This window comes from Candidatus Spyradosoma sp. SGI.093, assembly GCF_050314555.1.
Lineage (GTDB): Bacteria > Verrucomicrobiota > Verrucomicrobiia > Opitutales > UBA953 > Spyradosoma.
The window spans coordinates 1-16,374 of sequence record NZ_JBNPNH010000001.1 but is presented as its reverse complement, the minus strand read 5'-3'; the positions used below and the strand labels follow the sequence as shown (position 1 = coordinate 16,374).

Below are 16,374 nucleotides of genomic sequence, written 5' to 3'. Positions count from 1 at the left end.
TATCCATTATCCGTTATCCATTATCCGTTTCCCGTTCCCGTTTGAAGCGCGGAACAAAAATAACCTCGTGCCGCGCGTTGGCATTTTTTTTGCATGGAAATGCGCCATGAAGATTATCCATACTGCTGACCTGCATCTCGGACAGACCATTTACCAGAACTACGAGCGCGCCGACGAGCACGCGCATTTCTTCGCGCAGCTCGAAAAATGGTGCGTCGACGAAAAGCCCGACGCCCTCGTCGTGAGCGGCGACGTCTTCGACGTGCCGCAGCCGTCCGCCGCCGTGAAAAAGGCCTTCAACGCGCATTTCGTGCGCCTGCACGCGCGGTGTCCCGAAATGCGCATCGTCGTCACGGCGGGCAATCATGATTCGGCGTCTCGTCTCGAAGCGGACCGCGAACTCTGGGAACTCGCGGACGCGCACGTCGCGGGAACGCCGCCGCCGTTCGCGGACGTCGTCGAGGGCGACGCGGAGTACTGGCGGGAACGCTTCATCGTGCGCCTGGCGAAGGGCTACGTCGTCGCGCTCCCGCACATGAACGGCACGCGCACGGCGCAGATTCAGAGCATTCTCGAAAAAATCGCGGCGGAGAACGCGGACGGCAAGCCCGTCGTGATGACGGCGCACCTCGCGCTCGCGGACTCGGACACGACCGGGCACGACCAGATCGGCGGCATCGCGACCGTTCCCGCGACGGTGCTCGGCGAGGGCTACGACTATCTCGCGCTCGGGCACATTCACCGTCCGCAGACGCTCGGCGAGAAGCCCGACGTTCCCGGCGAAAGCGTCGAGCTGCCCGCGCCCGTGCGCCGCTATTCCGGCAGCGCGCTGCACGTGAGCTGCGACGAGACGTTCCCGCACAGCGTCAGCCTCGTCGAAATCGACCGGCACGGCGGCTCGGTCCGCGTCACGCCGCTGCGCATCGACGAACTGCGCCATTTTCACGTGCTGCCCGAAAGCGGAGAGGCGTTCGCGGACGCGAAGAAGGCGGTCGCCGCCGTGAAGCGTTTCGCGGAGGAAAAGAAGAGCGGCTATTTCCGCCTGCGCGTGCGCCACGACGCGGATCTTCCCGCCGATTTTTCGCAGAGAATCTACGAAGCGATCGCGCCCTTCGGCGGCGAAATCCGCTTCAATCCGAAGCACGTCGTCGAAGGCGCTCCCGCGCCGTCCGAGGCGTCGGCGGAGAAGCCCGTGTTCGCCGTCGCCGATCTGCAGCAGATGGCGGATCCGCTCGAGTTCATCGAAAAGACGATCGCGGATTATCCCGGATTGGAGATCGACGAAGTCCGCGGGCTTTTCGAAGAAGTGCGCGAGGAGGCGCGGCGCCTCGACGACGAAGCGGCGAAGAAGGCCGAAGAAGCCGCGCGAAAAAAGAAGTCCGCGGGAACGGCGGAAAACGACGACGAAGACGCCGACGAAGAAAACGCCTGAAAATTTCAAATCTCGAACGCCATGAAATTCAAACGACTCCATATCCGCAACATCGCCTCGATCCGCGAGGCGGACGTCGATTTCGAAAAAGATCTCACGGACGCCGCGACCGGCGCGCCCGCTCAGATGTTTCTCATCACGGGCGAAACCGGCTCGGGCAAGACCGCGATTCTCGACGCGATTTCGCTCGCGCTCTACAAGACGACGCCGCGCGTCGAGAGCATGAACGTAAAATCCCCAAAAAACGGAAGATTGATTCGCTCAAAAAATGTTTTCGTCGAAGATTTTTCCGGAAAGGAAATCTACATAAACGCCGTCGAACAGTACACGCGTTTGGGCATTTCCTCGAAAGATGAATGTTACAGCGAACTCGTCTTCGAAGGAAACGACGGGAAGACTTATCGCGCGAAACTGGAATTGGGGCGCGCGCGCACCATGAATTTCAAAGTCCCAAAATGGACGCTACGCTGCAAGGAGGACGGAACGGAAGTTTCCGGAAAGGAAACGGGCAAAGAAATCCTTTCCGTCGTCGGGCTCTCGTTCGAGCAGTTTTCGCGCATGTCGATGCTCGCGCAAGGGCAGTTCGCGGCGTTTCTCGTCGGCGGGAAGGAAGAACGCGAAACGATTCTGGAACGCCTGACGAACACGGAGCATTTTTCGCATTACGGCACGGCGATTTCCAATCTCAAAAAACGGGCGAAAGGCGACGTGGACATCGTCAACGCTCAGTTCGACGAGGCGGCGAAGGGCGCGCTCCCGCAGGAGAAACTCGACGCGCTGGCGCGGGAACGTGACGAAAAATCCGGCGAGCGCGAAAACTGCAAAGCCGCGCTTGTCGAGCTTGAAGGGAAGCTGAAAACCTTGCGCGATTTCGCGACGCGGAAGGAGCTGCGGGACCGCGCCGACGCGGAAGCCGCGCGACTCGGCGAAACGATCGCCGGCGAAGATTTCCGTGCGAAAGTCGCGCTCGTCGAAACGTGGGACGCGAGCGCGGATGCTCGGAAATCGCTCGACGCGCTGACGAAGGCGCGGCGGGAACGCGAAAAGCTGTTCGCGGAAACGCCCTCGCTCCGCGCCCGCTTCGACGCGCTTTCGGCGGATCTGCTCGCACGGCGCGAGGCGGCGAAAACGCTCGCGGAAACCTTGCGCGGACGGCGGGAACGCCTCGACGCGCAGGCTCCGCGCGCGCCGCTTTACGCGGACGCGGGAACGCTCTGCGAAAAAATCAAGCGCTTCGACGAGGAACGCGGACGCGAAGCGACGGCGACGCGGGAGCGCGGCGAACTCGAAGCGAAGAAAACGGAGCTCGACGCGAAGCTCGACGCCGCGCGGAAAACGGCGGAAGAGACGGCGGCGTCGGTCACGGCGAAGCAGAGCGAAATCGACGCGCGGACGGAAGCGCGCGCGGAGCTCGAGCCCGAGGAGACGAATCGCGCAATCAGCGAGGCGCACGAACGCAAAGGCGCGTTGGAAAATCTGGAAAACGAGCGCAGGCGCCACGCCGACGCCGTCGAAGAAACGAAAAAACTCGCGGAAGCGATCGCCGAGCGGGAAAAGACTTTGAGCGGACTCGAGGCGGAAAAAATCGCTGCCGAAAAAGCGTTCGCGGACGCGAAGAGAAAATTTGAAGCCGCGCGGGAACGCTTCGGGCTGATGGAGACGAGCACGAAAGAGGTGCTGACGGACCTGCGGAAACGTCTGCGCGACGAGCACGCGGAAGTCTGCCCGCTCTGCGGTCAGAAGATTCTCGAAATGCATTGCGACGAAGAGGAGTTCCGCGCGATTCTTTCTCCGCTCGAACGGGAACGCGACGCGGCGAAGAAGGAGCGGGACGCCGCCGAGGGCTCGAGCCGCAAAGCGGAGGAAAAATTCAACACCGAAAAAGGCGTGATCGCCGCCAAGCGCGAGCGTCTCTCGGAAACGGAAAAGACGACCGCGAAAATTTTGGACGAGCTGCTCGAAGAGGCGGGAACGCTCGGGCTCGACGTCGGGGCGCCGCTCGCGGAGCAGATCACCGGGGCGCTCGCCGCGCTCGAAGAAGAGCTGGCGGGGCTGAGCGAAAAACAGCGCGCCGCCGAAAAGATTTCGGAGGAAATCGCGAAGCTCAACAGCGAGAAAAAACCGCTTGACGCCGAGAAGGCGAAGGCGGACAAGGCGTTCGCCGCCGCGCGGGAAGCGCTCGCGAAAAACGATTCGGAAATCGCCGCGCGGAAACGCGCCGCGGACGCCGCCGCGAAAAAAATCGAAGAACTTCGAGACGAACTCGCGCCTCGCCTCGCCGCGTTTTCCCCCGAATGGGAAAGCGATTGCGCCGGGACGCGGGAACGTCTCGCCGCGGACGCGCGCGCCTACGCCGAAGAAAAGGACGCGTGCGAGGCGGCGACGCGCGACCTGAAATCCGCCGAGGAGACGGCGGCGCGCTTCGACGCCGTGCGCGCGGGCGTGCTCGAAAATCACGCCGAATGGAAGGACGCGCCGCGCGTTCCCGCCGCGTTCTTCGGCGACGCAGCCGGCGCGTGGAACACGCTCGCCGGCGACGTGCGCGCGCAGGCGCTGAATCTGCGTTCCCGCGAAGGCGAAATCCGCGAGAACGAAACCGCGCTCGCCGCGTTTTATGAAAAGAACGGCACGACGGAAACGGAGCTCGCGAAGCTCGCCGCGCGGGAACGCGAAGTCTCCGCCGCGCGAAGCGAAATCGCGGACGTCCGCGCCGCACGCAAAACCGCCGCGGAAAACGCCGAAAGAGCGCGCTTCGAGATCGCCGGAATCCTGGAAAACCTCGGCGTCGCGACGGAGGCGGACGTTCCCGCGGAGGCGCCGCTCGCGGCGGAAAAAGCGGCTCTCGACGAGCGCCTCGCCGCGCTCGCGACGCGTCTCGGCGAAATCGGGAAGGAGCTGGAGGCGGACGCCGGCAATCGGGAACGCCTGAAGGAAATCGAAACGCGCCTCGAAGCGGCGAAAACGCGTTTCGCCAAGTGGGAAAAACTGGACAAATGTTTCGGCGGAACGCGTTTCCGCACGCTCGTGCAGTCCTGCATTCTTCGCCCGCTGCTCGCGAACGCCAACATTTACCTGAGCCGCATCGACGAGCGCTACGAGCTGACCTGCGTCGACGAGAACGAGCAGCTCTCCGTCTTCGTGCGCGACCGGCTCAACAAAAACTGCGTGCGCAGCTCGACGGTGCTTTCCGGCGGCGAGCGCTTCAAGATTTCGCTGGCGCTCTCGCTCGCGCTTTCTTCGCTCAACCGAGCCGACCTGAACACGGACGTTCTCTTCATCGACGAGGGCTTCGGCACGCTCGACCAGAAGAGCCTCGTGGACGTGCTGAACGCGCTCGAGCGTCTGGGCGAAATCGCGGGCGAGAGCCGTCGGCGCGTCGGCGTCATCTCGCACCGGGAGGAGCTGAAGGAGCGCATTCCGGTGCGCCTCGCCGTCCGCCGCGAAGGCGAGAGCGGCAGCGTCGTCCGCGTCGAAAAAGCGTAAGCGGGAACGCGGGCTTCAGCGCGCCATGGAGAAGGCGCCGCCTTTGCCGAGCGTCGGCGATTCCGTGACAGTGCCCGTCGTTTCCGTGTCGCCGCTTTCGCGGTTGAAGCGCATCGAGAGCAGCTGCGTCACGCCGCGTTCCTGCATCGTCACGCCGTAGATTGTTCCCGCGGCGGAGACGGTGCGCTTGTTGTGCGTGACGACGAGGAACTGCGAGTAGCGCGTGAACTCGCGCACGATGTCCGTGAAGCGGCCGACGTTCGCGTCGTCCAGCGGCGCGTCGAGCTCGTCGAGCACGCAGAACGGCGACGGCTTCACCATGTAGATCGCGAAGAGCAGGGCGACGGCGGTCATCGTGCGCTGGCCGCCGGAGAGCAGCGAAATGCTGCGCAGCTTCGTTCCCGGCGGGCGCGCGATGATCTCGATGCCGCTGTCGAGCACGTCTTCCGCCTGCACGAGCTGCAGGTCGCTCTCGCCGCCGTGGAAGAGGCGGTCGAACGTGAACTTGAAGTTCTTGCGGATCTGCTCGAAGGTGTCGGAAAAGAGCTTCTGCGAGGTCGCGTTGATTTCGTCGATCGCCTTGACGAGCTCGTTCTTGGAGCTCCACAGGTCGTCCGCCTGCGTCTTGAGGAAGGTGTAGCGTTCCCGCAGGTCGGCGTATTCGTCGATGGCGGTGTGGTTGACGGCGCCCATGGAGAGCAGGCGTTCCCGCAGGTCGGCGACTTCGCGGCGCAGCGGCGCCCAGTCCGTGTCGTCCATCGCGGCGAGGTCTTCCTCCGTCGGCTCGCCGCGTTCCCGCCGCGCGGGCTTCGGGCGTTCGGCGGCGGCGCCGTTCTCGTCGTCCTCTTCGAGCTCGTCGAAGCGCACCTTGGTCTCGAGCTCCTCGTCGGCGTTCCAGAGACTGCGCTTCCAGTCCACGCCCGCGACGTCGAGCTGGTATTCGGTGGAGACTTTTTCCGCGATGAACGTGCACTGCGAAGTTTCTTCGGTGAGCCGGACTTCGAGCGCGCCTAGCCGCGTCTCGTTTTCGCGGAGCGCGTTGCGGTCGCTGGTCATCGACGCGTCGAGCTCCTCGATGCGCGCCTCGACGCTCTGCGATTCGGCGCGGAGCGTCTCGAGCGCGCCGCCGGAACTTTCGAGCGTTTCCGCGAGCTGGGCGACGCGCGCCGCGGCGTTCGCGGCCTGTTCCGCGAAGGCGGCGATCTGCGCCTCGGCGTTGCGCTTTTCGCCTTCGCGCACGTCGATCCGGCTCTGCAGATCGGCGAGCTGGCGGCGCACTTCGGCGACTTCTCGCTCGATCATTTCGAGCTGCTGCTTCTTCTGCGCGAGGTCGAAGCGGACTTCGTTGACGGCTTCGCGGCGCTCGTCCGCCTCCGCGCGGAGCGAGGCGATTTCGGATTCGCGCCGCGCGATGTCCTCCTTCGCGGCGGCGATCGCGCTTTCTCCGGTTTCGAGAACGTGCTTCGCCGCCTCCATCTTGGCGACGGCGGCGTCGCGGGAACGCTCGAATTCGGCGAGGAGATTTTCCTGCCGCGCGAGCGCCTGTTCGTTTTCGCCGAGCGCGCGTTCGGCAGCGCGCTCGTCCGCGGCGATGGCGGAAACTTCCTGCGCGAGCGCGGCGGCGGAGACGCGGAGCTCTTCGGTCTCGGCTTCGGTCGCGTCCATTTCCGACTGGATTTCGAGCGTGCGCTGGTTGGCTTCGGTCAGCGCGTCGTTTTCCGCGGCGAGGCGTTCCCGCAGCTCACGAATCTCGCTTTCGCGGCGGAAGGCGGACGAAGTCTTTTCGCCGCCCGCGCGCGTGCGCAGCAGCCCGCGGCAGTCCACGAGCTCGCCGTCGAGCGTCGCGACGAGGAGAAAGTCGAAGTCCGGGCGCGTCGTCCAGAAGTCGAGGAACTGCGCGGCGTCGTCGCAGACGAAGCAGCGTTCGAAAAGGGCGGCGAGGCGCGGCGCGAATTCGGGAATCTTCGCTTCGACGAGCGTTCCCGCGGGGCGGAGAAATTCCGGCAGTCCGGCGGGCGCGGAGCGGGGCGCCTCGTGCGGCGGGAGCGCGAGCACGGCGCCGCCGAGATTGCGCTCGCCGAGCTCCCGCAGCAGCGCGGCGACGCGGGAGTCTTCGTCCAGAAAAAGCGCTTCCGCGGCGGAGCCGAGCAGCAGCTCGACCGCGGGCGCGTAAACGTTCTCGCGCACGGAAATCAGCGCGTTGAGCGGCTTCGCCGTTCCCGCGGGAACGACTTCGGCGAGCTCACCTTTGAGAATCGCCTTCGCGCCGGAGGAAAAGCCTTCGAACTTCGCCTGCAGCTGTTCGAGCATCGAGAGCTGCGCGGACGTGCGCGCGACCTGGCGGTCGAGTCCGGAAATGATCTGCTGCTGCTCGCGGAAACGCGTCGCGAGCGCCTTGCTTTTTTCGCGGGACTCCTCCACCGCCTGCTGCGCGCGCGCGTGGTCGGCGCGGCGGGCTTCGGCGAGCGTCCGCGCTTCTTCGACGCGCGCGTCGAGCGCGTGCCGGGCCTCGCGGAGCTGCGCGAGCGCGTTGCCGATCTCGGCGTGGCGGATTTCGGAGGTGCGCAGATCGACTTCGATGTTCGTCACGGTGGAGCGGGAACGCGTGATCTCGTTTTCGCGCATCAGCAGATCCTGCCGCGCGACGGCGATTTCGCGTTCGAGCGCGGAAAGGCGCGCGAGCGTCTCGTCGAGCTCGCGCTGGCGCACGCGGAAGGCTTCGTCGGCGGCGGAGACGTCGCCCGCGCTGCGCAGCTTGGAGTCGCCTCCGCCCTGAATGCGCGTCTCCAGCTCGTCGCGGCGGAGCGCGATGGCGGCGATTTCCTGCTCGATGCCCGCGATGCGTTCCCGCAGGTCCTGAGAGCGCACTTCCGAAAATTTGATCTGCGCCTCCGCGTTTTCCTTTTCCGAGCGCAGCGCGAAGATCATCTGCTGCGCGTTTTCGATTTTTTCGCGGAGCACGCTGCGCTGCACCTTGGACGAGGCGAGCATGTTCTCGCGCTCCGAAAGATCCGCGCGCTGCGCGGCGACCGTTTCGCGGAGCGTTCCCGCGGCGGCCTCCGTCTCGCGGACGGCTTCGCGGTGCCCGCAGAACTGAAACGCCTGGCTCGCGAGATCGAGATGCGTCAGCCGGTGCCTGAGGCGTTTCCAGCGCAGCGCCTTGGAGGCCTGGCGCTTCAGCGAGGCGATCTGGCGGGAAAGCTCGTCGAGGCGGTCGGTGACGCGCGCGAGGTTCTGGTCGACGAGCGCGAGCTTGCCCAGCGCCTCCTTGCGTTGCGTCTTGTAGCGCGTGATGCCCGCCGCCTCCTCGAAGAGCGTGCGGCGCTCCGAGGGATTCGCGGAAAGAATCTGGTCGATCTGCCCCTGCACCATGAACGAATACGAGACGCGCCCGACGCCCGTGTCCATGAAGAGCCGCTGAATGTCGCGCAGGCGGCACGCCTTGCCGTTGAGAAAATAGTCCGACGAGTCGTCGCGCGTCACGCGGCGGACGATGGAGACTTCGTTGAACGCGGTGCCGAGCTCCTTTTCGCATTCCGCGAAGACGAGTTCGACTTCGCAGTACTGGAGCGGCTTGCGCTTGTCCGTTCCCGAGAAGATGACGTCGTGCATCGAGCCGCCGCGCAGCGCCTTGGCGCTCTGTTCGCCGAGCACCCAGCGGATCGCGTCCACGATGTTGGATTTTCCGCAGCCGTTCGGTCCGACGATCGCCGTGATTCCGGGGCGGAGCTCCACGCGCGTGCGGTCGGCGAAGCTTTTGAATCCGTTGATGACGAGCTGTTTCAGATACATCGTTGCGAACTTGAAATTTCTTTGCGGTTGAAAAGAATCGAGCCTAAAGCAAAGCGCCGCGGATTTCAACGCGTCTTCACGCGAAGACGCCGCCGCCGAGCAGGACGTCGCCGTCGTAGAAAGCGCAGATCTGGCCGGGCGCGATGCCGCGCTGCACGTGCCTGTAGGCAAGATGCGCGCCGCCGTTCCCGTCGGGCGTGAAGACGACGGGCGTCGAGGCGTCGCGGTAGCGCACGCGGACGAGCGTTTCGCACTTTTCCGTCAGCGGGCGGTTCAGCCACGAAAGATTGTGCACGCGCGATTCGGACGTGTAGAGCGTTCCCGCCGTCTCCGGATGGTCGAAGGCGACGACGAGCTCGTTTTCCTCGAAGCGCTTGGCGACGACGACGTAGTATTCGTTGTCGGCGTTGGACGGCACGTTGATGCCGCGGCGCTGGCCGATCGTGTAGTGAAAAAGCCCCTTGTGCTCGCCGAGCACCTTGCCCGCCGTGTTCACGATTTTCCCCGGTTTCTGCGGGATGTACTGCTCGAGAAAATCGTTGATGCGGATTTTGCCGATGAAGCAGATGCCTTGGCTGTCCTTGCGCTTCGCGTTCGGCAGTCCCGCCCGGGCGGCGAGCTCGCGCAGCTGCGGCTTGAGCAGATGCCCCACGGGAAAGAGCGCGCGGCGCGCCTGTTCCTGGCGGAGCAGGGCGAGAAAATACGTCTGGTCCTTGTTCGGGTCGTTCCCGCAGAGGATGTCCGTCGTGCCGTCGGCGTTGTCGCGTCGGCGCGCGTAGTGTCCGGTCGCGACGAAATCGAAGCCGTCGGCGAAGGCCTTGCGCGCGAAGACGCCGAACTTCATCTCGCGGTTGCAGAGCACGTCCGGATTCGGCGTGAGCCCGCTTCGGTATCCGTCCACCAGATACGCGACGACGTGCTCGCGGTAGTCCTTGATCAGATCGACGATCTTGAAGGGGATGCCGAGCGTTTCCGCCACGGCGCGCGCGTTGGCGACGTCGTCTTCCCACGGGCATTCGCCGAGGAATTTTCCGCCTTCCTCGTTCATCCACGTGCGCATGTAGGCGGCGTGGACGTCGTGTCCCTCGCGCTTGAGAAGGAGCGCGGCGACGGCGCTGTCCACGCCTCCGGAAAGAGCCACCAGAACTTTTGCCATAACTGCGCCTAAGCCTATCCTCGCCGCTCCCGCGACGAAAGCACATTTTCAGGCGACGGGGCCGCGGAGTCGATTTTAGGACGCGCGCCGCGCGGGCGGTTTTCCGCGCATTTTGCGCTTGCGCGGAGGCGGGCGCTGTGAAACACTGCCCGTGTTGATTTTCGGAACCACGGAGCGTTCTCAAGTTTCTCCGCCGGAAGTCTTTCGTTCCCCGAACGACGCGGGAACGCCGCAATCTCCCGTCACGGCCGCGCCTCGCCGCGTTCCCGCGCCGCGCGTTGCGGAAAGCGCATGTACAGAATATTTACAGAACACTTACAGGACAGAAGACCATCATGAGCGAAACAGATTCGCAGAAGAACAGCGGAGACGCGCGGAGCGTCGCGCCGGCGGGCGTTCCCGCCCCGGAGGAAATCGTCGTCGAGGGCGTTTTCGTGCTCGATGCGAAGGGCAACGGCTCGCTGCGCTCCCCGAAGCGCCGCGGCAAGGCGTTCCCGTCGGATCCTTTCGTGCCCAAGGAAATCGCCAAGCGCTTCAAGATGAAGACCGGCAGCTGGGTCGTCGCCAAGGCGCAGCAGAAAAAAGGGCACGCGAACGCGAAAGTGAGCTACGTCGATTCGATCGACGGCGTCAACCCGAACGAGCGCCATCGGCGCCCGCAGTTCCAGACGCTGACGCCGCTCAGCTCGAACCGCCAGCTCGTGCTGGAGACGAAGGACGGGCGCATGACGAACCGCGTCGTCGATCTTTTCTGCCCGATCGGCAAGGGCCAGCGCGGGCTCATCGCCGCGCCGCCGCGCACTGGCAAGACGACGCTGCTGAAGGACATCGCGATCGGCGTCCGCGAAAATTATCCCGACGTGAAGATCATGGTGCTGCTCGTGGACGAGCGGCCGGAGGAGGTCACGGACTTCGCGCGCGATCTGCCCGAGGCGGAGTTGTATGCGTCTTCCAATGACGAATCCGCGAAGACGCACATCGGCATCGCCGAAATCTGCATCGAGCGCGCGCGCCGCCAGGTCGAAGTCGGCAGGGACGTCGTGCTGCTCATCGATTCGCTGACGCGCCTGACGCGCGCCTACAACAACGTCGCGCCGCGCGGAAACACGATGACGGGCGGCATCAGCTCCAAGGCGCTCGAAAAGCCGCGCCAGATCTTCTCCTCGGCGCGCGCGACCGAAGAGGCGGGAACGCTGACGATCGTCGCGTCGGCGCTGGTGCAGACGGGCTCGCGCATGGACGACCTGATCTTCGAGGAATTCAAGGGCACGGGAAACATGGAGATCGTGCTCGACCGCAAGATCGCGGAGCTGCGCATCTGGCCGGCGATCAATCTCGCCGCCTCGGGAACGCGCAAGGAGGAGCAGATTCTCGCTCCCGCCGCGCTCGAGGCCGCGTCCTTCCTGCGCCGCGCCGTCGTCGCGGGCAAGCCGGAGGACGTCGCCGAAGCGATGACGGACCGCCTCGCGAAGACGAAGACGAACGCAGATTTTATTCGACTTATTCGCGCGGGATGACAAAAATCGAACGATACCTTAAAAACCAGTAAGACACCGCAGATGCATAATTTTGCAGAACAATGCATGGACATGGCTCGCGCGATTCTGAGCCATAACATCGAAGCCGTTAACGCTGACGGGACCATCGCTCCCGTTCCCGGGGAAAATCCCCGCTCGGACGAATCCGGGCACGCCGCGCTCGCGCTCGGCGAATTCTACCGCGCGACGCACGAGACGAAAATCGGCAAGGCGGACGTCGCCGATCTCGTCGCCCGCTGCGTCGCCGCGCAGCTCAACCAGGAGACCGAGTCCGAGAACGGGCTCGCCTACGCGGCGCTCGGCCTGCTTTCCTTCGGACCTTCCAAGGACCGCAACGCGCCGTGGTCGAAGCTCGACGCCGCCGCGCAGGAGCTGCTCGACAAGCGCCTTCTCGTCCGCACGGACTACAACGACCACCGCCAGGCGTTCAACGTCGGCAAGGCGGTCACGCGCTTTTCGCTAGGCCTTTCCAAGAAGGACGAGACGGGGCGCCTGATCGAACGCTTCATCGAACGCGTCAAGGCCAATTCCTCCGGCGGATTCTGCGACGACGCTCCGCGCGGGCCCGAGGCGCCCGCCGCGCTCGGCGGCTGCTACGACGTCTACGGCGTGCTGCAGTACGTCTTCATCCGCCAGTCGCTCCAGCTCCACGCGAACATCCACCTGCGCGAACGCAAGCTGCCGACGCTGCGCACCTACGCGGAAAAATACCTGAAGCTCATCCCCGACCTCGTCCGCCAGGACGGGCTCGGCTGGTGCTTCGGCGCGGGAACGGGCGCCTACGGGCAGATGCACCTCATCAGCATCATCCTGCAGTCGATGCGCGACGGCTGGATTCCGGCGGACAAGATGCCGCTCTACAAGGACGTTCTGCGCCGCCTCTTCCTGTATTTCTTCGTCACGTATCTCGACCAGGAGCAGGGCTTCCTCGTCATCCGCGACGGCGAACGCGACACGGACGACGTGCACACGACGCGCATCGCGAATTTCGACGCGGCGCGTTATCTCTGCCAGTGGTCGCGCCTCGCGAAGACCGTCGGCGGTTCGCTCGGCGACGCCGTTCCCGCGCCCGCGACGCGCGCGACCTGCCGCACGATCTCCTTCGACAAGTGCGGACGCAAGGAGCAGGCGCTCATCGTCTATCAGAACCCGAAGACCCGCCTGCACGTGCAGATTCCGATCGTCTCCGGCGGCGCCAAGGGCGGCTCGGATTCGCTCGCGTTCCCGCACATGCCGGGCATTTTCGACGTTCCCGTCGGGCAGTACGTTCCCGCGTTCATCCCCGAGTTCGTCATCGGCGAAGAGACCTTCACGCCCTCGTTCTACGCGAAGAACGTCGCAACGCGCATCGGCATGAAGAACGCCTTCACGGTCTCCTACGAGCAGCCGGATCTCATCACCAAGGACGAAAAGATCGTTCCCGGCGTGGGCTCCATGCGCGTCGAATGGGAATTCCTCGAAGGCAGAATCCTCGCCCGCTACACGCTTTCCGTCAAGCAGCCCGCGACGCTTTCGCAGATGCGCATGGTGATGCCGCTCGCGGCGTGCCACAGCCGCTACCACCTCGGCGCCTCCTTCCGTCTCGGCGAAAAAAGCCTCGGCTGCACGATTCCGAAGGACGACTTCCAGGGCGAATGGCTCAACTACGAGGACGTCTCGCAGGATCCGACCCAGCGCACGCGCTGCGGCAAGGTCTATTACTATCAGACCTTCATCCGCAACCACCCGCTGAACCTGCGCCCGGGCCAGCAGTACCGCATCGAAATCGCCTTCGAGCCGGACGTGGCGACCATCGGCTGATCCGCTCCGGCGGCGACACGCGAAAACGCGCGGGAACCTTCCCGCGCGTTTTTTATTTGAACCGGAAAGTCGCGGAAGAGAAAAAAGAGGGCAATTCGAGGACTCAAAAAAATTGCGGAAATCCGCGGGAAGTTGCGCCTTTCAGGCGCGTGTTTTTTCGACCTCGTCCCCAAGCGGCGTCGCGCCGCATGGGGTTATTTTTGTTCCGCATTTCATGCGGAGAGAAAAGCCTTCGAGAAAACCCGCTCCCAAAAAAGAAATCCCTCAAAATCCCCGCAATCCCTGTTGAAAAAAGAGGGCAAGCGGGACGCTTACCCTCCTTTTCGAGCAATTCGCGGTTTCAAAAATCTGCGGAAATCCGCGAGATCTGCGGGAAAAATTTGTTTGGGAAGGATTTCAAAAAAGCGACAGGAATGTCGCTTCTCCCCCTAAAAATTTTTCTTCGCGTTCTTTGCGTTTGAAAATTCAAAAGCAAGCGGGGCGCCGCTTCTTATTTGTCGGCGAGCTGCTTTTCGATCGCCTTGATGCGCGAGAACATGTCCGGCAGGCGCATCTTCAGCACCATGAGCTTTTTCGCGAGGCCAATCGGGATCGCGGGCGAATCGAGCATCGTCGCGCCCGGCTCGACGTCGCCGAGCACGCCGCACTGCGCGCCGATCGTCGCCTTGTCGCCGATCTTGATGTGCCCGGCGAGGCCGACCTGCCCGGCGAGCGTGACGTAGTCGCCGACCGTCGTCGAGCCCGCCATGCCCGCCTGGCCGCAGACGAAGCAGTATTTTCCGATGACGCAGTTGTGTCCGATCTGGACGAGATTGTCGATCTTCGTGCCCTTGCCGACGCGCGTCGAGGAAAAGCGCGCGCGGTCGATGCACGTTCCCGCGCCGATTTCGACGTCGTCCTCGATGACGACGTTGCCGATCTGCGGAATCTTCTCGATTTTTCCGTCCACGGGAATGAAGCCGAATCCGTCCGCGCCGATGACGGCGTTGGGCAGAACGTGGACGCGCGCGCCGATCTGCGTGTAGGCGCCGATGCGCGCGCCGCTTTCGATGCGGGAATTTTCGCCGATCACGACGGCGTTGCCGACGGTCGTGTGCGCTTCGAGCACGACGCCGTCGCCGATCTTCGCGTTTTCGCCGACGACGCAGAACGCGCCGACGTGCACGCCCTTGCCGATCTGCGCGGAAGGCGCGACGACCGCGCTTGGGTGCGTTCCCGCGGCGGGTTTCGGCCAGAGCGCCGCCTCGATCTGCCCGCAGATCAGCGCGAGCGTGTAGGAGGGCTTTTCGACGAAGATGTAGGCCTGATTTTCCTTCGGAGAGGAGCCGACGTAGTCCGCGGGAACGAGAATCGCGGACGCCTCGCAGGTCGCGACCTGCGCGTGGTATTTGTCGTTGCCGAGAAAGGCGAGGTCGCCCGGCTTGGCGGAATCGAGGGCGCCGATGTTCGAGAGCGGAACCGTCGTCGAGCCTTCGACGCGGATCGGGTCGACGACGTTGCAGAGCTGTTCAAGGGAAAACGCGAGAGCCATGTTTTTTTTGGGGGAAGAATTAAGGTTGATGAAGTTTTGCGGAAAGAGCGGGAACGTCTCAGAGCGTCCTGAATTTTTCGTAGGCGGCTTCCCACGCGGCGCGTTCGTCCGCGGCGGGAACGTAGGTCTTCACGTCGAAGGACGCGCGGACGACTTTGCGGATTTCGTCGAGCCCGGAGAGCTCTCCGGCGGCGACCGCCTGGATCAGCAAGTTCCCGCAGCTGGTGCCTTCGACGGGTCCGGCGACGACCGTCCGTCCGGTCGCGTTCGCGATGAACTGCATGAAAAGCTTGGAGCGCGAGCCGCCGCCGACGACGTGAAGCGTGTCGATCGGCTTTTCGGCGAGCGCGGAAATGTCGTCGAGCGCCTTGCGGTAGGCGAGGGCGAGGCTTTCGAGAATGCAGCGCATCGTCTGCCCGACGTTTTCGGGAACGGGCTGCCCGGTCTCGGCGCAGAAATCGGCGATCTTCTGCGGCATTTCGTTGGGCTTGAGGAAGCGCGCGTCGTCGGGATTGATGTGCGAGCGCAGCGCGGGTTCGAGCGCGGCGAGCTTGTCGAGCTCGGGCGCGGGCGTGTCGTTCCCGTGCGCCTTCCAGTAGCGCATCGACTCCTGCTGTATCCACATGCCGACGATGTTCTTGAGAAAGCGCGTCGTGTGCCCGAAGCCGACTTCGTTCGTGTAGTTGGCGCGGCGGACGGTTTCGCTGATGAACGGCTTCGGCGATTCGACGCCGATCAGCGACCAGGTGCCGCAGGAAAGGAACGCCCAGTTCGTCGCGGAATCCGCGGGAATGGCGGCGACGGCGGCGCCGGTGTCGTGCGAGCACGAGGCGACGACCTCCGTCTCCGGCGCGAGCCCGGTCTCCGCGGCGATCGCGGGAAGAATCCTGCCGAGCGTCGTGCCCGAGGCGACGATTTTCGGGAAGATCTTCCGCGGAATGCCCAGCGCGTCCGCCGTCTCGAGCGACCACGCCTTCGTGCGCGGATTGTAGAGCTGCGTCGTGCTCGCGAGCGAGATCTCCGCCGCGGGAACGCCCGAAAACAGCCAGTTGAAATAGTCGCCGATGTTGAGAAATCCGTCCGCGAGCGCGAGGATTTCCGGGCGGGAACGCGTGTCCTCGAAAAGCTGGTACAGCGTGTTGATGCCCATGAACATGATGCCCGATTCGGCGAAAAGCTTTTCGTCGGGAATAATCTCGCGGACGCGCTCGACGGAGCCGTCCGTGCGCCCGTCGCGGTACTGATACGGCGCCGTGAGCATTGGCTCCGCGCCCTTCAGCAGCACGTAGTCCACGCCCCACGAATCCGTCGAAAGGCTTTTGACGGCGATGCCGCGGTCGGCGACTTTCTTCAGCCCCGCCTTGAGCTCGTCGAAGAGCCGGACGACGTCCCAGCGCAGGGAACCGTTGACGGGAACGGCCTTGTTGTAGAAACGGTGGATTTCTTCGAGCGAAATTTTTCCGTTTTCGAGGGTTCCGAGAATGACGCGGCCGCTGTCCGCGCCCAAATCGAGTGAAAGGTAATTCATAAGCAAAATTTTCTGCCTCATTGAAACGCATTTGCGTTCCCGCGGCGAGCAATTTTTGAGCATTTCGGCGCCGCCGCGATGCCTCAATAAAAAAGTGCACCGAAGGCAAAAGAT

The 16,374-nt window shown here is 64.0% G+C and carries 9 protein-coding genes; 5 read left to right on the top strand and 4 right to left on the bottom strand.

The window, feature by feature from the left end; genetic code table 11:
• The first annotated feature begins 106 nt into the window (after positions 1-106).
• Entirely contained in the window at positions 107-1,432 is a 1,326-nt protein-coding gene (locus tag ACQREB_RS00045) for a metallophosphoesterase family protein (protein WP_427763781.1), read from the top strand.
• A gap of 21 nt (positions 1,433-1,453) precedes the next feature.
• Entirely contained in the window at positions 1,454-4,915 is a 3,462-nt protein-coding gene (locus ACQREB_RS00040; protein WP_427763779.1) for an AAA family ATPase, read from the top strand.
• Between the two features lie 15 nt (positions 4,916-4,930).
• Here the strand turns inward: ACQREB_RS00040 and smc are convergent, their stop codons facing one another.
• Together smc and mnmA are read right to left on the bottom strand one after the other, a co-directional pair.
• The gene (smc, locus tag ACQREB_RS00035; protein ID WP_427763776.1) at positions 4,931-8,707 is read right to left on the bottom strand and encodes a chromosome segregation protein SMC; all 3,777 of its coding nucleotides are present in this window, start codon (positions 8,705-8,707) and stop codon (positions 4,931-4,933) included.
• 76 nt (positions 8,708-8,783) lie between these two features.
• Complete coding sequence (mnmA, locus tag ACQREB_RS00030; RefSeq protein WP_427763774.1) at positions 8,784-9,863, bottom strand: tRNA 2-thiouridine(34) synthase MnmA; 1,080 nt, start codon at positions 9,861-9,863, stop codon at positions 8,784-8,786.
• 335 nt (positions 9,864-10,198) lie between these two features.
• Between mnmA and rho the strand changes: the two genes are divergently transcribed.
• The 3 genes from rho to ACQREB_RS00015 are packed head-to-tail and all read left to right on the top strand — an operon-like array spanning position 10,199 to position 13,662.
• On the top strand, positions 10,199-11,380 hold the full coding sequence (gene rho, locus ACQREB_RS00025) for a transcription termination factor Rho (protein WP_427763771.1): 1,182 nt from the start codon (positions 10,199-10,201) through the stop codon (positions 11,378-11,380).
• Between the two features lie 42 nt (positions 11,381-11,422).
• Positions 11,423-13,201 carry a hypothetical protein gene (locus tag ACQREB_RS00020; protein WP_427763768.1) on the top strand — a complete coding sequence of 593 codons (1,779 nt, stop codon included), beginning with the start codon at positions 11,423-11,425 and terminating at the stop codon, positions 13,199-13,201.
• A gap of 56 nt (positions 13,202-13,257) precedes the next feature.
• Positions 13,258-13,662 carry a hypothetical protein gene (locus ACQREB_RS00015; RefSeq protein WP_427763767.1) on the top strand — a complete coding sequence of 135 codons (405 nt, stop codon included), beginning with the start codon at positions 13,258-13,260 and terminating at the stop codon, positions 13,660-13,662.
• 29 nt (positions 13,663-13,691) lie between these two features.
• Here ACQREB_RS00015 and lpxD read toward each other — a convergent pair whose 3' ends face one another.
• Positions 13,692-14,732 (bottom strand): UDP-3-O-(3-hydroxymyristoyl)glucosamine N-acyltransferase, encoded by a 1,041-nt coding sequence (gene lpxD, locus ACQREB_RS00010; RefSeq protein WP_427763766.1) that lies wholly within the window; start codon positions 14,730-14,732, stop codon positions 13,692-13,694.
• 58 nt (positions 14,733-14,790) lie between these two features.
• Positions 14,791-16,260 carry a rhamnulokinase gene (locus ACQREB_RS00005; RefSeq protein ID WP_427763763.1) on the bottom strand — a complete coding sequence of 490 codons (1,470 nt, stop codon included), beginning with the start codon at positions 16,258-16,260 and terminating at the stop codon, positions 14,791-14,793.
• Positions 16,261-16,374: the final 114 nt, after the last annotated feature.